Annotated in this window: 20 protein-coding genes; 10 read left to right on the top strand and 10 right to left on the bottom strand. The window is 71.4% G+C overall.

Annotated elements, in window-relative coordinates:
* Positions 1 to 14: 14 nt before the first annotated feature.
* Entirely contained in the window at positions 15 to 3,095 is a 3,081-nt protein-coding gene (locus QSK31_RS15550) for a M14 family metallopeptidase (protein WP_285684597.1), read from the bottom strand.
* 154 nt (positions 3,096 to 3,249) lie between these two features.
* Here QSK31_RS15550 and QSK31_RS15545 point away from each other — a divergent pair, with 154 nt between their 5' ends.
* A complete protein-coding gene (locus QSK31_RS15545; RefSeq protein WP_285684596.1) occupies positions 3,250 to 4,353 on the top strand; it encodes a PQQ-dependent sugar dehydrogenase in 1,104 nt (367 codons plus the stop codon).
* A 39-nt stretch (positions 4,354 to 4,392) separates the two neighbouring features.
* Here QSK31_RS15545 and QSK31_RS15540 read toward each other — a convergent pair whose 3' ends face one another.
* From QSK31_RS15540 to QSK31_RS15520, 5 genes are all read right to left on the bottom strand, one after another.
* Entirely contained in the window at positions 4,393 to 4,641 is a 249-nt protein-coding gene (locus QSK31_RS15540) for a hypothetical protein (RefSeq protein WP_285684595.1), read from the bottom strand.
* A gap of 98 nt (positions 4,642 to 4,739) precedes the next feature.
* Positions 4,740 to 5,012, bottom strand: coding sequence for a hypothetical protein (locus QSK31_RS15535; RefSeq protein ID WP_285684594.1), 273 nt, complete (start codon positions 5,010 to 5,012; stop codon positions 4,740 to 4,742).
* A 10-nt stretch (positions 5,013 to 5,022) separates the two neighbouring features.
* Positions 5,023 to 6,693 (bottom strand): sodium:solute symporter family protein, encoded by a 1,671-nt coding sequence (locus tag QSK31_RS15530; protein WP_285684593.1) that lies wholly within the window; start codon positions 6,691 to 6,693, stop codon positions 5,023 to 5,025.
* 220 nt (positions 6,694 to 6,913) lie between these two features.
* The gene (locus QSK31_RS15525) at positions 6,914 to 7,567 is read right to left on the bottom strand and encodes an HAD family hydrolase (protein WP_285684592.1); all 654 of its coding nucleotides are present in this window, start codon (positions 7,565 to 7,567) and stop codon (positions 6,914 to 6,916) included.
* Positions 7,564 to 8,436 (bottom strand): LLM class F420-dependent oxidoreductase, encoded by an 873-nt coding sequence (locus tag QSK31_RS15520; protein WP_285684591.1) that lies wholly within the window; start codon positions 8,434 to 8,436, stop codon positions 7,564 to 7,566. Before QSK31_RS15520 ends, QSK31_RS15525 begins: the two co-directional genes overlap by 4 nt.
* 267 nt (positions 8,437 to 8,703) lie before the next feature.
* Here QSK31_RS15520 and QSK31_RS15515 point away from each other — a divergent pair, with 267 nt between their 5' ends.
* On the top strand, positions 8,704 to 10,212 hold the full coding sequence (locus tag QSK31_RS15515; RefSeq protein ID WP_285684590.1) for a glycosyltransferase family 2 protein: 1,509 nt from the start codon (positions 8,704 to 8,706) through the stop codon (positions 10,210 to 10,212).
* An 8-nt stretch (positions 10,213 to 10,220) separates the two neighbouring features.
* The gene (locus QSK31_RS15510) at positions 10,221 to 10,886 is read left to right on the top strand and encodes a hypothetical protein (protein WP_285684589.1); all 666 of its coding nucleotides are present in this window, start codon (positions 10,221 to 10,223) and stop codon (positions 10,884 to 10,886) included.
* On the opposite strand, the gene fgd is transcribed toward QSK31_RS15510, so the two are convergent.
* Positions 10,844 to 11,842 (bottom strand): glucose-6-phosphate dehydrogenase (coenzyme-F420), encoded by a 999-nt coding sequence (fgd, locus tag QSK31_RS15505; RefSeq protein ID WP_285684588.1) that lies wholly within the window; start codon positions 11,840 to 11,842, stop codon positions 10,844 to 10,846. The two genes, QSK31_RS15510 and fgd, sit on opposite strands and share 43 nt — an antisense overlap.
* A gap of 68 nt (positions 11,843 to 11,910) precedes the next feature.
* Positions 11,911 to 13,707 carry a sigma-70 family RNA polymerase sigma factor gene (locus QSK31_RS15500; protein ID WP_285684587.1) on the bottom strand — a complete coding sequence of 599 codons (1,797 nt, stop codon included), beginning with the start codon at positions 13,705 to 13,707 and terminating at the stop codon, positions 11,911 to 11,913.
* A 140-nt stretch (positions 13,708 to 13,847) separates the two neighbouring features.
* Here QSK31_RS15500 and QSK31_RS15495 point away from each other — a divergent pair, with 140 nt between their 5' ends.
* From QSK31_RS15495 to QSK31_RS15480, 4 genes are all read left to right on the top strand, one after another.
* Positions 13,848 to 14,246, top strand: coding sequence for an ATP-binding protein (locus QSK31_RS15495; RefSeq protein ID WP_285684586.1), 399 nt, complete (start codon positions 13,848 to 13,850; stop codon positions 14,244 to 14,246).
* Between the two features lie 120 nt (positions 14,247 to 14,366).
* Entirely contained in the window at positions 14,367 to 15,509 is a 1,143-nt protein-coding gene (locus tag QSK31_RS15490) for a PP2C family protein-serine/threonine phosphatase (protein WP_285684585.1), read from the top strand.
* Positions 15,510 to 15,588: 79 nt separating this feature from the next.
* Positions 15,589 to 16,056 (top strand): MarR family winged helix-turn-helix transcriptional regulator, encoded by a 468-nt coding sequence (locus QSK31_RS15485; protein ID WP_285684583.1) that lies wholly within the window; start codon positions 15,589 to 15,591, stop codon positions 16,054 to 16,056.
* 48 nt (positions 16,057 to 16,104) lie between these two features.
* Complete coding sequence (locus QSK31_RS15480) at positions 16,105 to 16,986, top strand: LLM class flavin-dependent oxidoreductase (protein WP_285684582.1); 882 nt, start codon at positions 16,105 to 16,107, stop codon at positions 16,984 to 16,986.
* Between the two features lie 171 nt (positions 16,987 to 17,157).
* Here QSK31_RS15480 and QSK31_RS15475 read toward each other — a convergent pair whose 3' ends face one another.
* On the bottom strand, positions 17,158 to 17,502 hold the full coding sequence (locus tag QSK31_RS15475; protein WP_285684580.1) for a histone-like nucleoid-structuring protein Lsr2: 345 nt from the start codon (positions 17,500 to 17,502) through the stop codon (positions 17,158 to 17,160).
* Between the two features lie 226 nt (positions 17,503 to 17,728).
* Between QSK31_RS15475 and QSK31_RS15470 the strand changes: the two genes are divergently transcribed.
* Positions 17,729 to 18,187, top strand: coding sequence for a hypothetical protein (locus QSK31_RS15470; RefSeq protein ID WP_285684579.1), 459 nt, complete (start codon positions 17,729 to 17,731; stop codon positions 18,185 to 18,187).
* Between the two features lie 50 nt (positions 18,188 to 18,237).
* Positions 18,238 to 19,611 carry a D-alanyl-D-alanine carboxypeptidase family protein gene (locus QSK31_RS15465; RefSeq protein WP_352244429.1) on the top strand — a complete coding sequence of 458 codons (1,374 nt, stop codon included), beginning with the start codon at positions 18,238 to 18,240 and terminating at the stop codon, positions 19,609 to 19,611.
* 625 nt (positions 19,612 to 20,236) lie between these two features.
* Here QSK31_RS15465 and QSK31_RS15460 read toward each other — a convergent pair.
* On the bottom strand, positions 20,237 to 20,734 hold the full coding sequence (locus QSK31_RS15460) for a DUF456 domain-containing protein (RefSeq protein ID WP_285684578.1): 498 nt from the start codon (positions 20,732 to 20,734) through the stop codon (positions 20,237 to 20,239).
* Between the two features lie 110 nt (positions 20,735 to 20,844).
* Between QSK31_RS15460 and QSK31_RS15455 the strand changes: the two genes are divergently transcribed.
* A complete protein-coding gene (locus QSK31_RS15455) occupies positions 20,845 to 21,402 on the top strand; it encodes a PIG-L deacetylase family protein (protein ID WP_285684577.1) in 558 nt (185 codons plus the stop codon).
* Positions 21,403 to 21,457: the final 55 nt, after the last annotated feature.

Here is a 21,457-nt window from a genome sequence, read left to right as displayed (position 1 = left end):
GGTAGAAAACGGGGCTACTTCACCCCGAGGTGGCGGAACGCGCGCTTCACGAAGTCGGCGCGTGCCGCCGGCGCCAGACCCTCCAGGCCGAACCCGGTGAAGACCGAGTCCTTCGTGGTGGTCACCGCGCCCTGGTCGAACGAGTCGCCGAAGGCGTTCTGGCTACGGCTCCAGGTGTTGGCGTTCGGGCCGGAGCCCGCGGGCGGTGCGGGGACCGCCCAGCCGCCCAGGTCGGTCTCGAACGACGTCTGCGCGGTGACGGCGCCGTTCGTCTCGACCCGCACGTTGTCCAGGAAGACGCCCAGACCCTGGCTGCCCCAGTCGGACACGTAGCTGATCGACACCTCGACCTGCTTGCCCGCGTACGCGGACAGGTCGAAGCCGTACTCCTGCCATCCGCCGCTGTTGCCCGTCGCCGCGTTCCACGTGCCCGTGGTGCCGGTCGCCGAGCAGTCCGCACCCTGGTAGTGGGTGAGGAACGGGTGCAGTTCCTGGATGCCCGACTCGCAGCTGTCGCCGGTGCCGGTCTGGGTGTGGCCGCCGGTCTCCGGCAGCGTGGTCCAGTCGTCCTGGCCGACCGTGTGCGCCTCCACGAACAGGTAGTCCCAGTCCGCCTCGGTGTCGTGCGACACGTTGAACTTCAGCGCCCCGGAGGTCGCCGAGCCCAGGTCCACGGTGCGGGTGAGCCGCTTGTAACTCTCGTCGGCCTGCCCGCTCCAGAGGTACCAGCCACCGTCGTAGGGCTCGTACGGCGCCCGGCCGAGGTTCCAGTCCACCGGCCCCTGGCTGGCGAACTGCGGGAACTCGGCGACCGGCAGAACGGTGGACGTGGTCAGGAACGAGCCGGTGTGGTTCTGGTTGCCCGCCGACCCGGGTGCGTTCAGGGCCGCGGAGAACCCGTCGAACTTGCCGGCGTTGCCCGCCAGCGGGCGCGGCCCGGCGGCGGTGCTGCCGCCGTTGTCGACGTACGAGTACGCGCCCAGCCAGTACTGCTGGAAGTCGTTGAACAGCGGCAGACAGGTGGCGTCCGTGCTGGCCGGGCACTCCGCGCCGGGGTTGGGCTGGTAGACGTACTGCCCGTTGGCGGCGTTGGCGTAGCCGGCGTACTTGCCGCCGTAGACCAGCTTGCCGCCCTCGTTCAGGTAGTCCCGGACGGCGAGCTCGGTCTGCCAGGCGTTGCGCGAGGCGGTGCCGGAGCCCTGCCCCGGCGCCCGCGGGATGGTGTCGTCGCCGGTCTCCCAGACGACGGCCTTGTAGTGGGACAGCACACCGAGCGGGTGCGGCGCCTTCCGGCCGTGGGTGTCCATGTCGTAGACGTCCGCCTTGAGCCCGGCCGCCTCGATCGCGGCGACGTGCTCGTCGGCGTACCGGGACGAGGTGGCGCCGTCGGCGTTCGCCGGCGAGATGCCGGTGACGTCCTCGGCGGCGAGCACCAGCACGTCACCGCCGACGTCGGTGGAGACCGTGTAGGTGAACGGCGTGCTCGGCTGCCCGCCGGTCGCGGTGAACCAGACGGTCACCTTGTCGCCCGGCTTCTGCCCGCGGACGGTGCCGCGGAACTCGGCGAAGTACTTGTTGTGGGTCTCGCCGTACCGCTCGCCACCGTCCCAGCGGCGCACGGCCGCCGTACGCTCGGCGCCGTTGTTGATCCGGTAGTGCAGGACCTTGTCCTTGAGCGCGCGCTCGGCGGTCACGGACACGGTCTGGGTGGTGCCGTAGGAGTAGTCGAACGTGTCGGCCTCCAGGTCCGGCGCGGTACGCCCGACCACGGAGACCGGGTTCGCCGGGTCCTTGGCCGACTGCGCGATCGACAGCGCGAACGGGATGTTCTTCTCGAACTCGGCCTGGATCAGGCCCTCGTCGTCCGGGAAGTTGAAGCCGCTCTGGCAGTCGTCCGGGTTCCACTGGTCGTCCGGGTCGATCGCCGACGCGGTCTCACAGGTGGTCATCTCCGGGGTGAAGCCGATCGTGCCGAACCGGACCTGCGCGTGCGTGTCGGTGTCGCCGTTGGTGGTGTAGAGCTCGGCGGAGATGTCCGGGTCGTAGCCGGCGATCGCCGGGTGCGCGTCGTCACCGGCCATCGCGATGCTGATCTGGTCGTCCGGGCTGATCGTGTCGACCTGCCACCCGATGCCGTAGAGCAGCAGCTCGGCGGCCGAGTGGTAGTTCACGAAGAACTCGAAGCCGACCTTCTGGAACAGGCTGTTGAGCGCCTTGGTCTCCGGCTCGGAGTTCGGGCCGGTGCCGCGGTACGTCTCGTCGGCCGGGTCCTCCGCGGAACCCTCGTTGTCGTAGCCCCACTTCTCCGCGAAGTTCCGGTTCAGGTCGACGCCGTCACCCGAGGTGATCTGGCCGTCGCCGTTGTTGTCCCGGAGGTTCTTGCGCCACAGGCGGTTGCCCTCGGTGAAGGTGAAGTCGTAGCCGTCCACGTTCGCCACCGGCAGGATCCACACCTCGGTGGTGTCCAGCACCCGCGTGATCGTCTGGTCGGTGCCGTAGCCGTTGACGAGGTGGTGCATCAGCCGGCGGTTCATCTCCGGCGTGATCCACTCCCGAGCGTGCTGGGCGCCGGCGTAGAGCACCGACGGCCGGGCGCCGTCCGGCACGTTCCGGGCACCCTTGGTCAGCTTGATCGCCTGGATCGGGGTGCCGCGCAGGCTGGTGCCGATGGTGACCAGCTTGGCGATCTTCGGGAACCGCGCCGCGGTCGCGGCGAGCTCGTCGCGCAGGCCGCCGGGCGTGTTGTAGGGGCGGAAGACGGTGGGCGCGGCCGCGGCCTGCTTGCGCATGGCGGTGGTCGAGGCCTTGGCCTTCAGGGGTACGCCGTCAGCGATCAACTGTGCTGCCTGGGAGGCGCCGAGGATCGTCTGCACGGCGACCTTACCGCCGGCCGGGGGTGCGAGCGCGCTCTCGTGGCTGTCGATGCCGGCAGCCCGCAGCTTCTCCAGCTGGGTGGCGTCCAAAGTGCCGACGTAGACCCCGAGGGGGTCGGCAGTGGGAGCCGGCGCCGCGATCGCGGCCGGTGCCTGGGTGATCGCCGTGACGGCGCCCAGGAGCACGGCCGCGCCGGCGGTGAGCCAGCGTCTGGATCTCATGATGGATGGCCTCCGATGGGTGGGAAGGTCGTGAGTGGACCCTTCCGGCAGGTGGGAGGCGGTGTCAATCATTCATCCGGTTGGATCGGTCAAGATCACATAACGGAGCGTGGTCCCCGGTTGATTCCGAAGATAGCGTGGCACGGTTGTAGGCATGACCCGTTCCCGGAATCTGGCATGTGCGCTGGCCGGCGCGGTGCTGCTCACGGCATGTTCGGACGATTCGAGCCCCGCCGCGCAGCCACTTGCGCCGAGCTTCTCCCCCGCCCCGGCGCCGTCGTCAGCGCCCCCCGCCCCGGCCGGCGCGCCCGACCTGAGCGCCACCCCGGAGACCGTCGCGACCGACATCGACGTGCCGTGGGGACTCGCCTTCCTGCCGGACGGCAGCGCGCTGATCGCCCAGCGGGAGAAGGCGACGATCATGCAGGTCAAGCCCGGTTCCCCGGCCCGCGAGGCCTACCGGGTGCCGGGTGTCGACGCGGCCGGTGAGGGCGGCCTGCTCGGCCTCGCCCTGGCCGGGGACTGGGTCTACGCGTACATCACGGCCGACGACGACAACCGGATCATCCGGTTCAAACTGGGCAGCGACGCCAAGCCCGAGGTGATCTTCTCCGGGCTCGCCAAGGCCGGGAACCACAACGGCGGCCGGATCGCGTTCGGCCCGGACGGGATGCTCTACGTCGGCACCGGCGACGCCGCCGAGCCCCCGCGCTCGCAGGACGCCGGGAGCAACAACGGGAAGATCCTCCGGCTCACGCCCGAGGGGAAGCCGGCGCCGGGCAACCCCGAGGCGGGCTCGCCGATCTGGACCTCCGGCCACCGCAACGTGCAGGGCCTGGCCTGGACCGCCGACGGGACGATGTACGCCACCGAGTTCGGCCAGAACCGCCTCGACGAGGTCAACAAGATCGAGAAGGGCGAGAACTACGGCTGGCCCGAGGTCGAGGGCGACGAGGACGGCGACAGCCGCTTCACCGAGCCGCTGGTCACCTGGGCCACGTCGGACGCGTCACCGTCCGGCGCGGCGATCGCCGGCGACACCCTGTACGTGGCGGCGCTGCGCGGGCAACGGCTGTGGACCGTGCCGCTGGGCGGCGGCGAGCCACGGGCGTACTTCACCGGGAAGTGGGGCCGGCTCCGCACGGTCGCCGTGGCACCCGACGGTGCCCTGTGGCTGACCACGTCGAACACCGACCGGGACGAGAACGTCCGGGACGGTGACGATCGAATCCTGCGATTCCCGGCCGGGACGAGCTGACCAGCCGACCAGGCCGGGAACCGCAGGCGAGGGCGTGTCCTAGTCGGCCGGCGGAAGCAGCGGCAGCTGCGAGATCACCGTCGCGTACTGGGAGACCTGCCGGCCGTTCGGCACCACGCCGAACGATCGGAGCTGATCCTGGATTGCCTGCTTGACCACATCCTCGGACTGGCCGCGATGGGTCTGCATGACCTTGTTGACGACATAGTCGACGCGAAGCTGCTGCTGCCAGCCGGCCGTACGAGGGCCGCCGGTCGTGACGAAGCTGACGGAGGCGAGGGGTTCCATGCTCACGAGTATCGGAAGCCCGGAGCCGGACCGGAACATTCGAGGGATCGGTGCAACCCGACTGCACCCGGGTCGCACCGATCCCTCCCTCAAACGGATCAATCGGCGGGGGGCCGATCGCCCGGATCGGGCAGGTCCTCGGGCGTCGGGGCCACCGGTGGGCGGAGCCACTGCCAGGCCAGGAAGAACAGGCCGAGGGCGAGCATCGCCAGACCCATCCATACGTTGATGCGGATGTCCTGCGCCTTGGCGATCTCCTCCTCGTTGTCGAAGACGCCCAGCAAGGTGACGATCACGCCGTACACCACGAACAACAGACCGATCACCCGCCGTACGTCGAACAGCTTGGCGACCTTGTTCTCGTCGGCCATCAGATGCTCCTTACCAGACCGGGATGTAGAGGACGACGGCCAGCCCGACGGCGATCACGCCGAGCAGCACCGGGTTGCGCCACCAGACCTTGTCGGCGGCCAGCACCGCGGCGCCGGAGGTGTCCGAGCCGCCCAGGCCGTACACCAGGCCGCGCAGCTCGTTCTCCGGCCTGGGCTGGGTGAACAGGGTGACCACGACGGCCACCACCACCGCCGTGCCGAAGGCCAGGCCCGCCCCGTAGAAGCTCTCCTCCAGGTCGGAGTTGAACGGCACCACGTCGGCCAGGTAGAGCAGGTACAGCGTGAGCGACGAGAGCGTGCCGAGCAGCAGCGACCAGAAGCCCGCCCACGCCGACATCCGCTTCCAGAACATGCCCACGATGAAGGTGGCGAACAGCGGCGCGTTGAACAGCGAGAACAGCGCCTGGATGTAGTTCATGATGTTGCTGAAACCGGCCGCGATGAACGCGGTGCCGATCCCGACGATCACGCCGCCGACCGTGGCCCAGCGCCCGATCCGCAGGTAGTACTCGTCCGACCGCCCCTTGCGCACGTACGACTGCCAGATGTCGTACGTGAAGACGGTGTTGAACCCGGACACGTTGGCGGCCATGCCGGCCATGAACGAGGCCACCAGACCGGTCACCGCCACGCCCAGCACACCGTTGGGCAGCAGGTCGTTCATCAGCAGCGGGATGGCGTTGTTGTAGACCAGGTCGCCCGAGTCGGCGCCGAGCCCCTTGACCGTCACGATCGCGATCAGGCCGGGGATCACCGTGACGACCGGGATGAGCAGCTTGGGGAAGGCGCCGATGATCGGCGTACGCCGGGCCGCGCTCATGTCCTTGGCGCTCAGCGCACGCTGCACCTCGGCGAAGTTCGTCGTCCAGTACCCGAACGACAGCACGAAGCCGAGCCCGAACACGATGCCGATCCAGTTGGCGCCCAGCGGGTTGTCCGCCGACGATCCGGTGTTCGACCAGGTGTGCAGCGCCGCCTCGCCGAGCGGGCCGTTGCGCACCGCGTCGAACAGCCCGCCGATGCCGCCCACCTTCTTCAGACCGATGACGGTGATCGGGATCAGGCCGGCCAGGATCACGAAGAACTGCAGCACCTCGTTGTAGATCGCGGAGCTCAGACCCCCGATGCTGATGTACGTGAGCACGATCGCCGCGCCGAGCACGATCGACAGCCACAACGGCCACCCCAGCAACGCGTCCAGGATCAGCGCCAGCGCGTACAGGTTGACGCCCGCGATGAGCACCTGGGCGACCGCGAAGCTGATCGCGTTGAACAGGTGGGTCGGCCGGTTGAACCGCAGCCGCAGGAACTCGGGGACGCTGCGCACCTTGGAGCCGTAGTAGAACGGCATCATCACGATCCCCAGGAACACCATCGCCGGGACCGCGCCGATCCAGTAGTAGTGCAGTGTCAGCAACCCGTACTGCGCGCCGTTGGCCGCCATGCCGAGGATCTCGAGGGCGCCCAGGTTGGCGGAGACGAAGGCGAGACCGGTGACCCAGGCCGGCATCGATCTGCCGGAGAGGAAGAAGTCCGCGCTGGTCTTGATCGCCCGCCGGGCGGCGAACCCGATCCCGAGCACGAAGACGAAGTAGATCGTCAGAATCAGATAGTCGAAGATGTCGAGGTCCAGCCGAAGCCCTTCGGCTGCGAGAAGCACATCACCAGGCACAAGCACCTCCAGGGGGTCGCCTGGGCGTCTACCCGTCGTGAAGATCCTTCACACCCGCGGATTTCCGGCTGGTAACAAACACATCCAGGCCGTCCAGGATCCGGTCCGGCCCGAAGAGTCCCGGGGCCGCGTCGCCCAGGTGGGCGACGCGGCCTCCGGCGCCACGATCGGCGGGCAGGGCCGCGGCACCCGAGCTGACACCGCCGGGCTACAGCGCCGCCAGGGCGTCCGCCGACAGCTCGGCCAGCGACGGCACCACCAGGGCCGCCTGAGCCAGCGCGTCCTCGGCGGGTGGGTAGACGCCGTGCGGCACGCACACGACCCGCATCCCGGCCGCCGCCGCGGAGCGCAGCCCGTTGCTGGAATCCTCGACGGCCGCGCACTTCTCGGCGGGAATGCCGAGTTTCGACGCGGCGAGCAGGTAGACGTCCGGCGCCGGCTTGCCGCGCGGCACCTCCTCGGTGGAGAGCACGACCTGGAACACCGGCGCCAGCCCCGAGGAGGCCAGCACGCTGTCGATCAGGATCCGGGCCGACGAACTCGCCAGCCCGACCGGATAGGTCGCGGCGATCCGCCGGACGGCGTCCACCGCACCGGGGATCAGCGGCAGATGCTCCCGGTAGTGCTCCGCCATGGCCGCCAGCACCTCGTCGGCGACCTGCTCCGGCGGCAGGCCGACGCCGCAGTCCTCGGCCAGGTGGCGGGACCACTCGGGCGTGCTCATCCCCATCAACCGGGTCTGCGTGTCCGGCAGGAAGGAGCCGCCGTGCGCCGCGACGTAGCCGCGGCGCACCTCCTCCCAGGTCTCCTCGGAGTCGATGATGACCCCGTCGAGGTCGAAGACGACCGCCTCGACGCTCACAGCGCCTCGGCGGCGGGCACGATCTCCTTCTGGAAGATCTCGAACTGCTTGGTGTCCCAGGGGTTGCGCAGGCCACCGTGCACGACCGCGAAGCCGAGATCGTGGAAGCGGCGGATCTCGCCGAGGATCTCGCCGGCGCGCTCGCCCTTCTCCCCCAGGTCGAAGTTGTAGATGACGGTCTTCTCGATCTCGTCGTAGTCGCGGCCGACGTCGGCGCAGTGCTGGCGCAGCACGTCGAGCTTGCGGTCGATGTCCGGCACCGGGAAGAGGTTGCAGGCGTCGGCGTACTGGGCGACCAGCCGCAGCGTCTTCTTCTCCCCGCCGCCACCGATCAGGATCGGCGGGCGCGGGCTGCTCAGCGGCAGCGGCGAGTTGAGGAGCCGGCCGAGGCGGTAGTGCTTGCCCTCGAACGGGGTCTCGTCACCGGCGAACATCTGCCGGCAGATCCGCAGCGCCTCCTCGAGGCGCTCGAACCGCTCGGCGGTCGGCGGGAAGAGCAGTCCGAGGCCGCGGGACTCGTCCTCGTTCCAGGCGGCGCCGATGCCGAGGATGGCCCGGCCGCCGGAGAGCACGTCGAGCGTGGTGACCGCCTTGGCGAGCAGGCCCGGGTCGCGGTAGACGACGCCGGTCACCAGCGTCAGCAGCTTGGCACGCTTGGTGTGTCCGGCGAGGAAACCGAGCGTGGTGTACGCCTCGAGCATCTCGTGCTCGGGCGGGCCGATGACGGCGATCTGCCACAGGTGGTCCATCACGCTGATGCGCTCGAAGCCGGCCTCATCGGCGGCCGTCGCGATCTCGGCGAGGACGGGGCCCAGGCGCGGGGCGCCCTCGGGCCAGGTGAAGTTGGAGATGTGGAGGCCAAGTCTCATATCGGAACAGTATCCCCGGATCGACGGACATCCCGGACGAACGAGCGTCCGGTTTACCCGGGCTTGCCCGTCCAAGTCCGGTAGAAAGTGACTCTTCGTGTCGGTGACCTATCGGTGCGGGAAGTGAATATGCCCAGCTAGGAGACCTGGTCCGGTTGACGGAGACGGTCATCCGTTTCGGTGAGTTGACCGAGGGTAGCGGCTTGTTAGGTTGACCTTGATCCGTACGCAGAAGCATCCCGTTCGCATGCCGAGGAGCCACCGCCCATGCCTCCTTCGCCGCCCGCACCCGGTGCGCAGCGCGACGGCCCCACCGTGAGCGTGGTCCTCCCGGCGCTGGACGAAGCAGCCAACATCTCGCACGTCCTGCAAGGCCTCCCCGCGCTGGTGGACGAGGTGATCGTGGTCGACGGCGGCTCGTCCGACGACACGGTCGCCGTGGCCCGGCAGACCCGGGCGGGCACACATGTGGTCCGGCAGACCCGTTCCGGCAAGGGCAACGCTCTGGCCTGTGGCATCGCGGCGAGCCGGGGGGACATCGTGGTCCTGATGAGCGCGGACGGATCCTGCGATCCGAGCGACATCCCCCGGTTCGTGCAGGCACTGTCCGGCGGCGCGGACGCGGCGCACGGTTCCCGGTTCCGGGGCCGCGGCGGCGATCTGGAGGCCGGCCGCCTGGAGATCGCCGGGGACCACCACCTCCGCCGCCAGGTGAACAAGGCGTTCGGCACCCGTTATACCGACGTGGGCTCCGGCTACCACGCGTTCTGGCGCGCCACCCTGGACGACTTCGACCTGCCCGCCCCGGAGCAGCCCGGCCTGCGCCGCGGCCAGACCGTGTGGGGCGACGGCCCGGAGATCAACCCGATGATCGCGGTGCGGATGGCGGCGCTCGGGCTGCGGGTGGTGGAGATCGCGGTGGTGCGCTACCCGCGGATCCACGGCGCGCGGCGGCGCCGGGCCTTCGCCCGGATCATGCGGGGGCGCCGGGTCCTGCGGGCGGAGCAGCGGCGGGTCTCCCGGACCGGGAGCAAGACCGAGCAGGGGTACGCCCGGAGCACGCGAACCGCGGCCGAACGGACCACGGGCCGGCACGCCCTGCCCGAGGCCCCGCCCCAGCGGTCCCTGCCCGAGGCCCCGCCCCAGCGGTCCCTGCCCGACGCACCGCACCGGCCGTCCCTGCCCGACGCACCGCACGGGACGTCGCTGCCCGAGGCGCGGCCCCGGCGGCCGTATCCCGGCCCGCGCCCCGACTGGGCCGACTCGGTCGGTCAGCACCGCACCGAGGACCTGATCGCCAACAGCGCTCACCGCCGCAGCGGCGTCTACGAGAGCGGCGTGCACCGCGTGCAGGACGGCGCCTTGCGCAGCAGCGCCGTCTACGACACGGGCGTGCACCGCACCGGCGTGTACGACACCGGCGTGCACCGCACCGAGATCTACGACACCGGCGCCCTGCCCGTGGACGGGGTGCCCCGCGAGGTGGGCGGTGGCCGCCGCCGCCTGGACGCCGACGACCGGCGCAGCCACGAGCCGCCCCGCGCCATCGAACAGCGCCCCCACCAGCTGCCGCGCCTGGACCAGCAACCCCAGGACCAGCGCCAGCCCGACCCGCCGCGCGCTCACGACCAGCGCCGGCCCGACCCGCACGCCTACGACCGCCGCGGCCATCACCAGCCGCCGGGACTTCCCCGCGCCGGCTCGGACGACAACATGCCCTTCGCGGGACGTCCCGCGAGCCCGCGCGCGATCCCCGGCGAACGCCGGACCCGATGAGCGAGCTCATGAGCCGCCTGATGAACGCCGCCCCTCCGGCGCCGCGCGCCCTGCAGCAGGGCCGCAGCGGCGACCGGCCGTTCCCCGGCGAGCCGGGCTGGCGCCCGCACGTCCCCCGCCGGCGCGCACCCGAGCAGCCCACCCAGCGCGCACCCGAGCAGCCCGGTCAGCGCGCACCCGAACAGCCCACCCAGCGCGCACCCGAGCAGCCCGGTCAGCGCCCGCCCGAACAGCCCACCGAGCGCGCGCCAGAACAGCCCGGCCAACGCGCACCCGAGCAGGGCACGCCCGTTCACCCCAAGGCGCCCGAGCGGCCCACCCCCGAGCCGATCGAGCAGCGCGCGCCCGACGACCCCGGAGCGTCCGAGCAGCGCGCGCCCGAATGGTCAGAGCCGACCGAGCGCCCCGAGCCGACCGTGGTGCTCGGCGTGGACCTGCGCGACCCGCTGCCGGACATCGCCGGCGGCTCGGTCACGCGGGCATGGCTGCTGCTCCGGATCGGACCCGTGCCGGTCGGTGAGTTGCTGCTCCGCGTACCCCCGGAAGGTTTGTCCTCGGCCCAGGCCGGCGCCGCGATCGCCGCGCGGATCGGCGCCCGGCGGCGACGGACCGCGCGCCGGGCCTCCGACGGTCAGCCGCGCTCGCGCAGGCGGGGCAGCACCTCGGCGCTGTAGAGCTTGAGGAATTTCTCCTGGTCGGGACCCGGCGCGTGGAAGACCAGGTGCTTGAAGCCCATGTCCAGGTATTCCGCGACCTTGGCCGCGTGCTCCTCGGGGTCGGTCGAGACGATCCAGCGGGTCACCGTGCGGTCGACCGAGAGGGCGTCGGCGCGGCGCTGCATCTCGATCGGGTCCTCGACGCTGTGCTTCTCCTCCGGGGTCAGCGCCAGCGCGCCCCAGTAGTGCGTGGCCTGCCGCGCCGCCTCCAGGTCGTGGTCGAAGGAGACCTTGACCTCGATCATCAGGTCGAGATCGTCGAGCGTCTTGCCACCCTTTTCGGCGCCCTCGCGCACCGCCGGCAGCAGCGTGTCGGTGTAGAGCTCGTGGCCCTTGCCGCTGGTGGTGATGAAGCCGTCGGAGATGCGGCCGGCGAGCCGGGTGGCGGCCGGGCCGGACGCACCGATGTAGACCGGCACCGGCGTCTCCGGCTTGTCGTAGATCGTCGCCTTGTCGGTGCGGTAGTACTGACCTTCGAAGTCGACCCGGTCCTCGGCCCAGAGCTGCTTGATCAGCGTGACCGCTTCCTTGAGCCGGGCGAAGCGCTCCTTGCCGTCCGGCCACTCGGCGCCGAGCGGCACCTCGTTGAGCGACTCGCCGGAGCCGACCCCGAGGATCACCCGGCCCGGCGCCAGGCAGCCGAGCGTGGCGAAGGCCTGCGCGACCACGGCGGGGTGGTAGCGGAACGTCGGCGTGAGCACGCTGGTGCCGATCGCGACGCGCTCGGTACGCGCGGCGAGCGCACCCAGCCACGGCAGCGCCGCCGGAGCGTGCCCGCCGTCGTGCCGCCACGGCTGCAGGTGGTCGCTGACGAAAACCGAGTCGAAGCCGAGCTCCTCGGCGCGGACGCCGTAGCCGAGCAGCTCGGTGGGCGGGAACTGTTCCGCGGAGGCCTTGTAGCCGAACCGAATCATGAATCGACCCTATCCCCGCCCGTTACCGCCCGGCCCGTCCATCCACAGGCGCGATTCTGAGGCGGAGATCACCCCGCCGCGCGGTACGCCTTGCCCGCCTCGGTGGGTGTATCGCTGTCGGAGTACAACCCGAAGTCCACGCTGTCACCGACCGCCGGGAGGCCGAACCACGCGTACCGCTCGACGTACGAACGCTTCTCCAGGCCGGCCGTGCTGCCCTTGATGAACGCGACGATCTGCCCGGTGTTCGGATATTTCGGGCTGCCGCCGAAGTTGATCAGGCCGTACTCGGTGACCCAGACCGGCTTGCCGTACTTCTTGTGCACCGCGTCGACGTACCCGAGGAACTGCCCGACCGCGGCGTCGCTGAAGTCCGAGCCGTACCAGTGCACCGTGATGAAGTCGACGTCCAGGCCCTTCGCCTTCGCGCCGTCCATGAAGCGGTCCAGCCAGCCGTTCTCTTGGTCGCCGCCGAAGGCGACCGCCGGGCTGCCCAGCCGCATGCCGGTCTTCTCCAGCTCGGGCCACTTCGCCAGTGCCTGCTCGACGGTCATGTCGGCCTGGCCCTGCATGTCCGGCTCGTTGAAGCCGAGCAGCGTGCCGTCGCCCTCGCGCTTCGCCTCGGCCAGGGTGCCCGTGGTGACGTTGCGCTCGTCCCAGATTATCGGCACGAACTCGACGCCGGCCGGCCCGGGGATCTCGTTGTTGTTGGAGCCCCAGGTGTAGTACCAGCTCGCGCCGACGTCGGCGAGCGCGCCCTTGGAGCCGTCGAACTTCCAGACCGCCGCGCCCTTCTTCGGCGTGGTCCCCTTCGTGACCGGCGCCGGCTTCGCCTTGGCGCTGGTCTTCTTCGGCGTCGGCACGGCCTTGGTCGGCGGCGGCAGGCTGATCTTGGGCGCAGGCGCCTTCGAGGGTACGACCACAGCGGCGCGAGCGGCCGGTGGCTCATCGTGCTGGTTGTGCACCACGACCGCGGCGCCGCCACCGGCGACCGCCGTGGTGGACAGCACGGCGGTGAGCACCCGGCGGCTCATCCCGAAGGCGATCTTCCCCGCCAGCGCCGCGTGCCCGCCCGCGTGGGCGCCGCCGGTGATCAGGGCGGCGCCCTTGACCGCGAAGGGCGCCGGGATCAGGGCCATGCCGGCCAGCAGGCGCTCGGCCGCGACCAGGCCGTTCCAGGCTGGCGCGCACTCCCGGCAGTCCCGGGTGTGCCGGGCGATGCGCTTGCGCCACAGCGGAGTGGGGTGGCCGTCCCAGCCGGTCAGCACGACGCGCAGCTCGGGGCAGAGCGGGTCGGCGGCGAGGGCGCGCACCACCACGCGGGCGGTCTCCAGCTGGCCCTTCATCCGCTGGACGCGGACCGCGGCGTGCTGCCGGGTCACCCCGGTCGCCTCGACGATCTCGTCCCGGGTGAGCTCGCCGGAGGCCTCCAGCCACCACAGCGACAGCAGCTCGCGGTTGTCCTCGTCCAGCCAGCGGGTCGCCTCGGCGGTCTCCCGGCGCTGCCCGGACAGCTCCAGCTGGGTGATCGCCAGGTCGGTGAAGTCGGCGCCGGGGTCGCGGACGTCGTCCGGCAGCAGGACGTCCGGCGCGCCGCGGCGGGCCCGGTATCGCTCGCGTACCTGCCGGACCGTGATCGCCACCAGCCAGGACCGGAACGCGGCCGGGTCGCGCAGGTCGCCGAGGTTGCGCAGCACCCGCAGCATGACGTCCTGCACGACGTCGTCCACGTCGGCGTGCCCGTCCAGGGCCCGGCCGACGATCGTGTAGACGAGCGGCAGGTATCCGGCGACGAGCCGGTCCACCGCGTCCGGATCGCCCGCGCGGGCGGCGACGACGGTGGCGGTGTCGGGTTGCTCCGGCATGTGCTGACCTCTCCGTGGCGCATCAGATCATGACTCAGGAGGGGGAGACGGTCCAGCTCAGGGCCGATAACAGAAATCGGGGAGGGCGACCTGGGGCACGGCCGTGATTAGTCCCGGGCACGAGAGGGCATTCCTTGACCATGCGCATGTCGGTCCGGCTCGATCTGCCGCGCGAAGCGGGAAGTGTTCCCGCCGTGCGAAGGTTGCTGCGCGCCGCCCTGTCGATCATCCGGGTGGACCGGGAGTCCGGCGATGATCTGGAGATCGCCCTCACCGAGGCCTGCGCCAACGTGGTCAAGCACGCCGAGGGCGCCGCGAAGTTCGAGGTCCACCTGGACGTCACCGATCGGCGTTGCGCGATCGAGGTGCTCGACGACGGCGCCGGTTTCGATCCGGACGCCGCCGAGGACGGCAGGCCGGGCGACCGGAACGAGAACGGCCGCGGGCTGTACCTGATCAGGGCGCTCAGCGAAAACGTGCGTCTGCATTCGGTGCCCCGGCACGGCAGTCTGATCCACTTCGAGAAGTCGTTCGCCTGAGCGATCTCCAGCCCCCGCTCGGTGGGCTGCCCCATTGGCGTGCCATCATTCTTGCCCCATAGCAAATGGTGCCGCAGAGCAACTTCAGTCCCGCTCAGTCACGGAAGGAGCGTCCGCACAGTGTCCGAAGGCCCCACGCCGATCGGCGTCCTGCTGCGTGCCACGCCTCCCGACCGGCTGCCCGAGCTGGTGGCGGACCAACTGCGTCAGCACCATGCCGCCGGCCGGGTGGAGGTGCTGCTGTCCGACCTCACGCGTACCGGACTGTGGCCCGTCCTCGACCCGGACGGACCCGCGGCCGGCACCCTCGCCCTGCGCTGCTTCGGCAGCCAGCGGCCGGTCACCGACATCGGCGTCGGCCGGAGCAACCGGGTGCACCTGCCGATCACGGTCTGGGGTGAGCGGCTCGGCGTGCTGGTGGTCGACACCGCGCTGCCGGCCGGCAACGGGCTGACCGAGACGTTCGCGGGCATCGCCGACGAGCTGGCCGTCGCCCTGCGCGCCGCCAACGGCGACACCGACCGGTACGCCCGCGTGCAGCGCCGCCAGCGCCTCACCATGGCCGCCGAGTTGCAGTGGAACCTGCTGCCCGGTTCCTCCCTCGGCGACGACCGCTTCCTGCTCGCCGGTCAGCTCGAGCCGGCGTACGACGTGCACGGCGACCACTTCGACTGGTCGCTGGACGGCGACCGGCTCACCGTCACCGTGCTCAACGGATTCGGCGACGGGCTGGCCGCCGCGCTGCTCACCACCACCGCGGTCAACGCCATGCGCAACGCCCGCCGCTCCGGCGCCAACCTGGTCGAGCAGGCCGAGCTCGCTTCCGACGCGATCTGGTCCAGGGCCGGCGGCCACGGGCACGCGGCCACCCTGCTGCTGGAGATCGACCTGGTCGGCGGCCGGGTCGAGGCGGTCGACGCCGGGTCGCCCAAGGCGATGGTCGCCCGCGACGGCGAGATCCGGCCGATCGAGCTCGAGCAGCAGCTGCCGCTCGGCATGTTCGGCGACTCCCGGTACGAGCCCCAGCATTTCAGCCTCGAGCCCGGTGACCGCCTGCTCGTGGTCAGCGACGGTGTGCACGCGGCGGCCCCGTCCGGGCGCGCGGAGTTCGGCGGCTCCGGGCTGCTGAGCGCCTTGCGCCGCACTCGGCTGCAGCCCGCAACCGAGGCGATCGGTACGGTGATGCGTAGTCTGCGTGAATACCATGCGGGCACGGACCCGGCCGACGACGCAGTCATCGTGTGCCTCGACTGGCGGCGCTGATCGGCGGGGCGAGGCTTGGACCGGCCCGCGAGAGGGTAGTGACAGCGCAACCCCCGTCGACGCAGCACGAAGGATCGGCATGAATCACGCGCCCGACGCCGCCGCGGCGGCAGTCGAGTCGGCGGTCGAGTCGCTGCTGTCCGTGCTCGACACGGCGCGGATGGCACAGACTCCCGCGATACCGCCCACCCAGCTCCGCGTGCTGACGATCATCGCGCGGTCCGCCGAGACCAACATGAGCCGCCTGGCCGAGGCCTTGGACGTGGTGCCGTCCTCGGCCAGCCGGCTGTGCGACCGTCTGGAGGCCACCGGGCTGCTCCGCCGGGTGCCCGACCCACGGGACCGGCGCGAGGTGCGACTGTTGCTGACACCCGCCGCCAAGCGGCTGCTCGACGAGCTGCGCGCGGCCCGGCAGGCGGCGCTGGCCGAGGTGCTGGAACGGATGACGGCCTCGTCACGCAACGACCTGGTGCGGGCTCTCGACGCGTTCGACGCCGCCGCGGTCCGCACCCGGAGCAGTAAGGACGCGGGGTTACGCACGGCCTGATCCGCTCCCGCTCCGAGCCCGGCCCAGCCGCCCCTCTAAGTTGATCCGATGCGCATCGGCATCGTGATCCTTCCCGACGAACGCTGGTCGATCGCCGGCCGGCGCTGGCGGCGCGCCGAGGAGTACGGCTTCGACCACGCCTGGACCTACGACCACATCGGCTGGCGCGACCTGGTCGACGGGCCGTGGTTCGACGCCGTGCCGACCCTCACCGCCGCGGCGATGGCCACCCGGCGGATCAGGCTGGGCACGTACGTCGCCTCACCGAACTTCCGGCACCCGGTCCCGTTCGTCCGCTCGGTGCTGGCCCTGGACGACATCTCGCAGGGCCGGCTGCTGCTCGGCGTCGGCGCGGGCGGCACCGGCCACGACACCAGCGTGCTCGGCGGCACCGAGCTCAGCGCGCGCGAGCGGGTCGACCGGTTCGCCGAGTTCCTCGAGCTGACCGGGCGGCTGCTGGGCGAGGACCACATCTCGTTCCAGGGTGACTACTACACCGCGGTGGACGCCCGGAACCTGCCCGGCCCGGTGCAGCAGCCGCGTACGCCGATGATCGTGGCCGCCAACGGCCCGCGTTCCCTGCGGCTGGCGGCGAAGCACGGCGACGGCTGGGTGACCATCGGTGACGCCGAGGCGACCGACGCCGAGGCGTGGTGGGCGTCCGTGGCCCGGCTGCGGAGGCGTTTCGACGAGGCGCTGACCGAGGCCGGCCGCGACCCGGGCGCCGTGAACCGGTATCTCAACCTGGATTCGGCGCCGGTGTCATCGATGAGCAGCGCCGACGCATTCACCGACGCGACCGGGCGTGCGGCGGAGCTCGGTTTCACCGATGTCGTCGCACACTGGCCGCGGGCGAGCGGCTGGTACGCCGGTTCCGAGAAGACGCTGGAAACGGTCGCCGGACTGCTGCCGAAGCTGCGCAAGATTTAGCGGTCGAAGACGGCCGCCGGCGGCGCATTCACATGACGGGCTGATCCCCTGCCGTCGGCTCGTCAGGGCCGCCGCAACGATTTCACGTGGCGCGGCCGAGTCGTGGCGGGCAGGCCCGTGACGACCGCCGCACCGATCGGCCGACTCGTGGAAATTGGGCAATGCGGACTGTCAGCGGCGGTGCGCGGCGCGGTAGGCGTCGCTGACACCCTGCGGAATGCGGCCCCGCTCGGAGATCTGGTGACCGTTGGCCAGCGCCCACTCCCGAATCGCCTTGTTCTCGTCCCGGCTGGTGGCGGTGCGCCCGCCGGACGACGCCCGCACTCGCACCGCGCCGCCGCGGCCGACCCGGGTGCCCGCCGTGATGAAGGGATCCAGCGCCTTGCGCAGCTTTCCGGCATTGGCGTCGGAAAGGTCGATCGTGTAGCTCGCTCCGTCCAGACTGAACTCGACGGTGCGATCCGCCTTCTTTCCATCCAGATCGTCGATCAGAGTGGTGATTACCTGCCGCGCCATGCCGACTCCCGTTGGTTATCCGGAATAGCCGCGCCCAGTGTCGCTCTTCGGCGGCGCTGCGCGCAACTCTTCCTTAGGATTCAACCATTCTTTTTCGGCGTGGGTCGCTTGGTCATTAAATGCGCCCACGTATTCACCGGGTAATCGCCGGTCACGGCCACGGTGGTCACCGTCGGCCGAAAGGGCGGGTGGATGGGATCGTACGGATGAGGTTAGGGTCGTCGCCATGGACGACGAGCGTGCGGCCGGGGCCGACCCGGACGCCGCCGCCGGCTGGCACGAGCAGCGGCGGCAGGCGATCGCCGGGCACGCGGCCGCCCTCGAGGCCGGCCGGGCCGCCGAGGCGACCGAGGCGGCCGGGCTGATCACCGAGTTCGTCCGCGAGGCCACCGAGCGTGGCCTCGCACCCGCGGTGCTGAGCGCGCGCACGTTCGACGGCCGGTCGACGTACCGCACGCGGATCCGTGGGTGGTATCTGAAGAGCAACAAGTCCGTCGCCGTGGGCGCGGACGGCGGCTACTACGTGCTGACCGTGCCGCCTTCCCTGCGCGCCCGGTTCACCGGCGCCGACCTGCACCCGAGCGTTCCCCGGCTCGTGGTCGGCGCGGGCGGCGGCGACGGCGAGACCATCCCCCTGGCGCAGCTGCTGCGTCGCCGTCTCGACCTGGGAGCTTCCTGGCCGTGATCCCTGGCCCCACCCCTCACCCGACCCGACGCCTCGTGGCACGACGACGGATGGCCGTGGCTGCGGCCTTCTCCGCGGCCGCCGTGATGGTCCCCCTCACCGCCACCCCGGCGTCCGCCGTGACCCCTCACTCAGCCCTCGACCCGGCGTCCGCCGCCGCCCTCGACCCCGCTGCTCTCAACCCGGCGGCCCGCAAACCCGCGGGAGTCGCTGCTCGCGGCACCGCTTCGAGGGAGACGGCCAAGGCCGACGTCCCCTGCCCGAAGCCCAAGGTGAAGCCGCCGACCGGCCGCCCACCACGCCCCGTCCCGCCGCCGGACGACCCGGCACTACGCGCGGTCGGCGGGGACGCGCTGGCCACCAGCGGCCTGACCGTGCCACCGGGCAGCCCCGCGCCGCCCGCCATCACGGCCACCACCTGGCTGGTCGCCGACCTGGACACCGGCGAGGTGCTCGGCGGCTGCGGCCCGCACGTCTACCAGACCCCGGCCAGCGTGCAGAAACTCCTGCTCGCCGCCACCGTGATGCCGAAACTCAACCCGAAGCAGCCGATGACGGTCGCCGCCTCCGACCTGGACATCGAGCCCGGCAGCTCGGCGGTCGGCCTGGTCACCGGCGGCCGGTACTCGATCGCGACGCTCTGGCTCGGCCTGATCCTCAACTCCGGCAACGACGCGGCGAACGCCCTGGCCCGCCTGGGCGGTGGCAGCGGCGGCGTCCCGGCGACCGTGGCGTCGATGAACGCCGAGGCCAAGCGGCTGGGCGCATTCCAGACCCACGCGGTCACCCCGTCCGGCCTCGACGGCGAGGGCCAGTTCACCAGCGCGTACGACCTGGCCTTGATCGCCCGGGTCTGTTTCGGCCTGCCCGACTTCCGCAACTACGCGCTGGTCCGCAGCGCGAAGATGCCGGCGCAGAAGAAGCTGAAGAAGGGCGGGTTCCAGTTCCAGAACGAGAACCGCCTGATCTTCAACTACAAGGGCGCCCTGGGCGGCAAGACCGGCTTCACCAAGCTGGCCCGGCACAGCTACGTCGGCGCCGCCCAGCGCAACGGCCGCCGCCTGGTCGTCACCCTGCTCGGCGCGGAGGCGTCCCCGATCCGCGGCTGGCAGCAGGGCGCGGCCCTGCTGGACTGGGGTTTCAAGCTGCCCAAGGACGCCTCGGTGGGCAAGCTGGTCGACCCGGAGACGGTGACCACCGAGAGTACGGAGAACGCACCCGCCGCCGTGCCCGCCCCGGCCGACCAGCCTCGACCGGCGGCGGCACCCGATCGCGGCCCGTCCCGAACGTTGATGGTCGCCGCTGCCGCCGCGGTGGCCGTGGTGCTGGCGGCGACCCCGCTCCTGCTGCTGCTGACCAGCCGCCGCCGACAACGGGCCAGACGACGCAGACCGAGCGCCCAGACCTACCCCGGCCCGAGCTGAACCCAGGCGGCCATCCCACTCAGGGGTGGCCGCCTTTTCGTGCCGGCGCTGTCGCCGTGCGTGTGGCCGACCGGCCGCGTCGACAGGCGCCCGGGGTGCTCACACCCGCCTGCCGCCACTTTCGTTGCGCGCGGGTCGTGCTTGGTTGCCAGGCGCCCGGGTGCCCGCTCGCTGTTGCTGCCGCCACTATCGCCCGGCGTGGAATCAGGCCGGGATGCCAGGCTCCCAGGTGCCCACTCGCCCTTGCTGCCGCCACGCACGGCTCGGGCCGGGCGCGCGGTGGTAGAACCCGGCGCGAGTGGTGAGACCGGGATGCGAGTGGTGGGTCCGGGCGGTATCCGGGCCCATGTGCCGCTCTGAGCTACCACTCGTAGGTCCGGCTACCACCGCGAGCGGCGGCTACCACCGCGAGCTCCGGCTACCACCGCGAGCTCCGGCCAGCACCGCGAGCTCTGGCCAGCACCGCGAGCTCCGGCCAGCACCGCGAGCTCTGGCCAGCACCGCGAGCTCTGGCCAGCACCGCGAGCTCCGGCCAGCACCGCGAGCGGCCACCCCGGCCGCCTGGCAACCCGGTAAGACCCCCAGCCAAGTGAAAGGGCCGGCAGCAAGGGCGATGCAGCGGTCTCTAGGCGTTGAGCACGCCGACGAGCCAGATCACGGCGATCGCCAGCGCCGCGGCCAGCTCGATCGCCAGGGAGAGGCCGATCGCGCCCAGGGCGTGGCGCGTCGACGGCCAGGCGCGGCCCGGGCCCAGGCGCGCCCGTTCGGCCAGCCAGATGCCGAGCACGAAACCGAGGACCAGCCCGACCACCGGCACCACGAAGAAGCCGATCACGCCGAGGATGCCGCCGAGGACCAGGGACCATGTCGGAACCCCGCTGTCCTTCAGGCGCTTGCCGGGCCAGAGGTACTTGATCAGCGTGCCGGCCAGGGCGATGCCGGTGCTCAGGCCCAGGATCAGCCACTTCGCGCCGCCGGCGTCGCCGAGCAGGGCCCAGACGAGCACGCCCAGCCAGCACAGGATCAGCCCGGGGATGACGGGGATCACCACGCCGAGGATGCCGACAACGATCACGATCCCGGCGATCAGGGTGGCCGTCGTCCCGGTGTCGGTGAGATCCATGCGCCCACCCTGCCGCAGCACCCACCGAAGTCTCAACCGGGCCGGCGCGTGACCGATGGACAGGCAGCGCCGCCTCCCCCCTCGAGCCGGCCGTATTTCCGGGAGGTTCCATGCGCAGCGTGCTCGCGGTCGGTGCGCTGGCCGGGTCGGTCGAGGCGGGGTGCGCGGGCACGCTCGCCGCCCACCGCGCCGCGGGTGATTCGGTGACCCTGCTGGTGCTGGCCGGTGACGGTGGTGAGGACGCCGCCCGCGCCCTGGACTGCCTGCTGGTGCACGGTGGCTCGGCGCCGGGCGCGATCGGCACCGACCCGGTGACGATCGCCGCGATCGAGAACGTGCTGACAGGCGTCGAGGCGGACGTGATCTACGCGCCGGCGCCGGATGACGCGCTCCCCGATCTGCGGGCCACCGCGGCCGCCACGTTGTCCGCCGCCCGGCACGGCTGCCGGGTGCTGCATTACGCGGGCGCTTCCACGCTCCGCTTCGAGCCCTCGGTCTTCGTCGACGTGACGGCGTACCTGGAATTGAAGCTCTCCCTGGCCGAAGGGGCCGAAGAGCGGGAGATCGCCGCGGCCTCGGCCCGGCACCTGGGCGCTCGGGCCCGGGTCCGCTACGCGGAAGCGTTCGCGCCGACCCGGTTCGTCTGGGACCTGACAAAAGAGACCTGACAACAAGGGATCTCTAAACAACTCGGCAGCAACCCAGAGCGACCGAAGGACGAAC

This window comes from Actinoplanes sp. NBRC 103695 (assembly GCF_030269485.1).
Classification (GTDB): domain Bacteria; phylum Actinomycetota; class Actinomycetes; order Mycobacteriales; family Micromonosporaceae; genus Actinoplanes.
The sequence above is the reverse complement of the archived record's forward strand: the minus strand, read 5'-3'. Positions and strand labels throughout refer to the sequence as shown.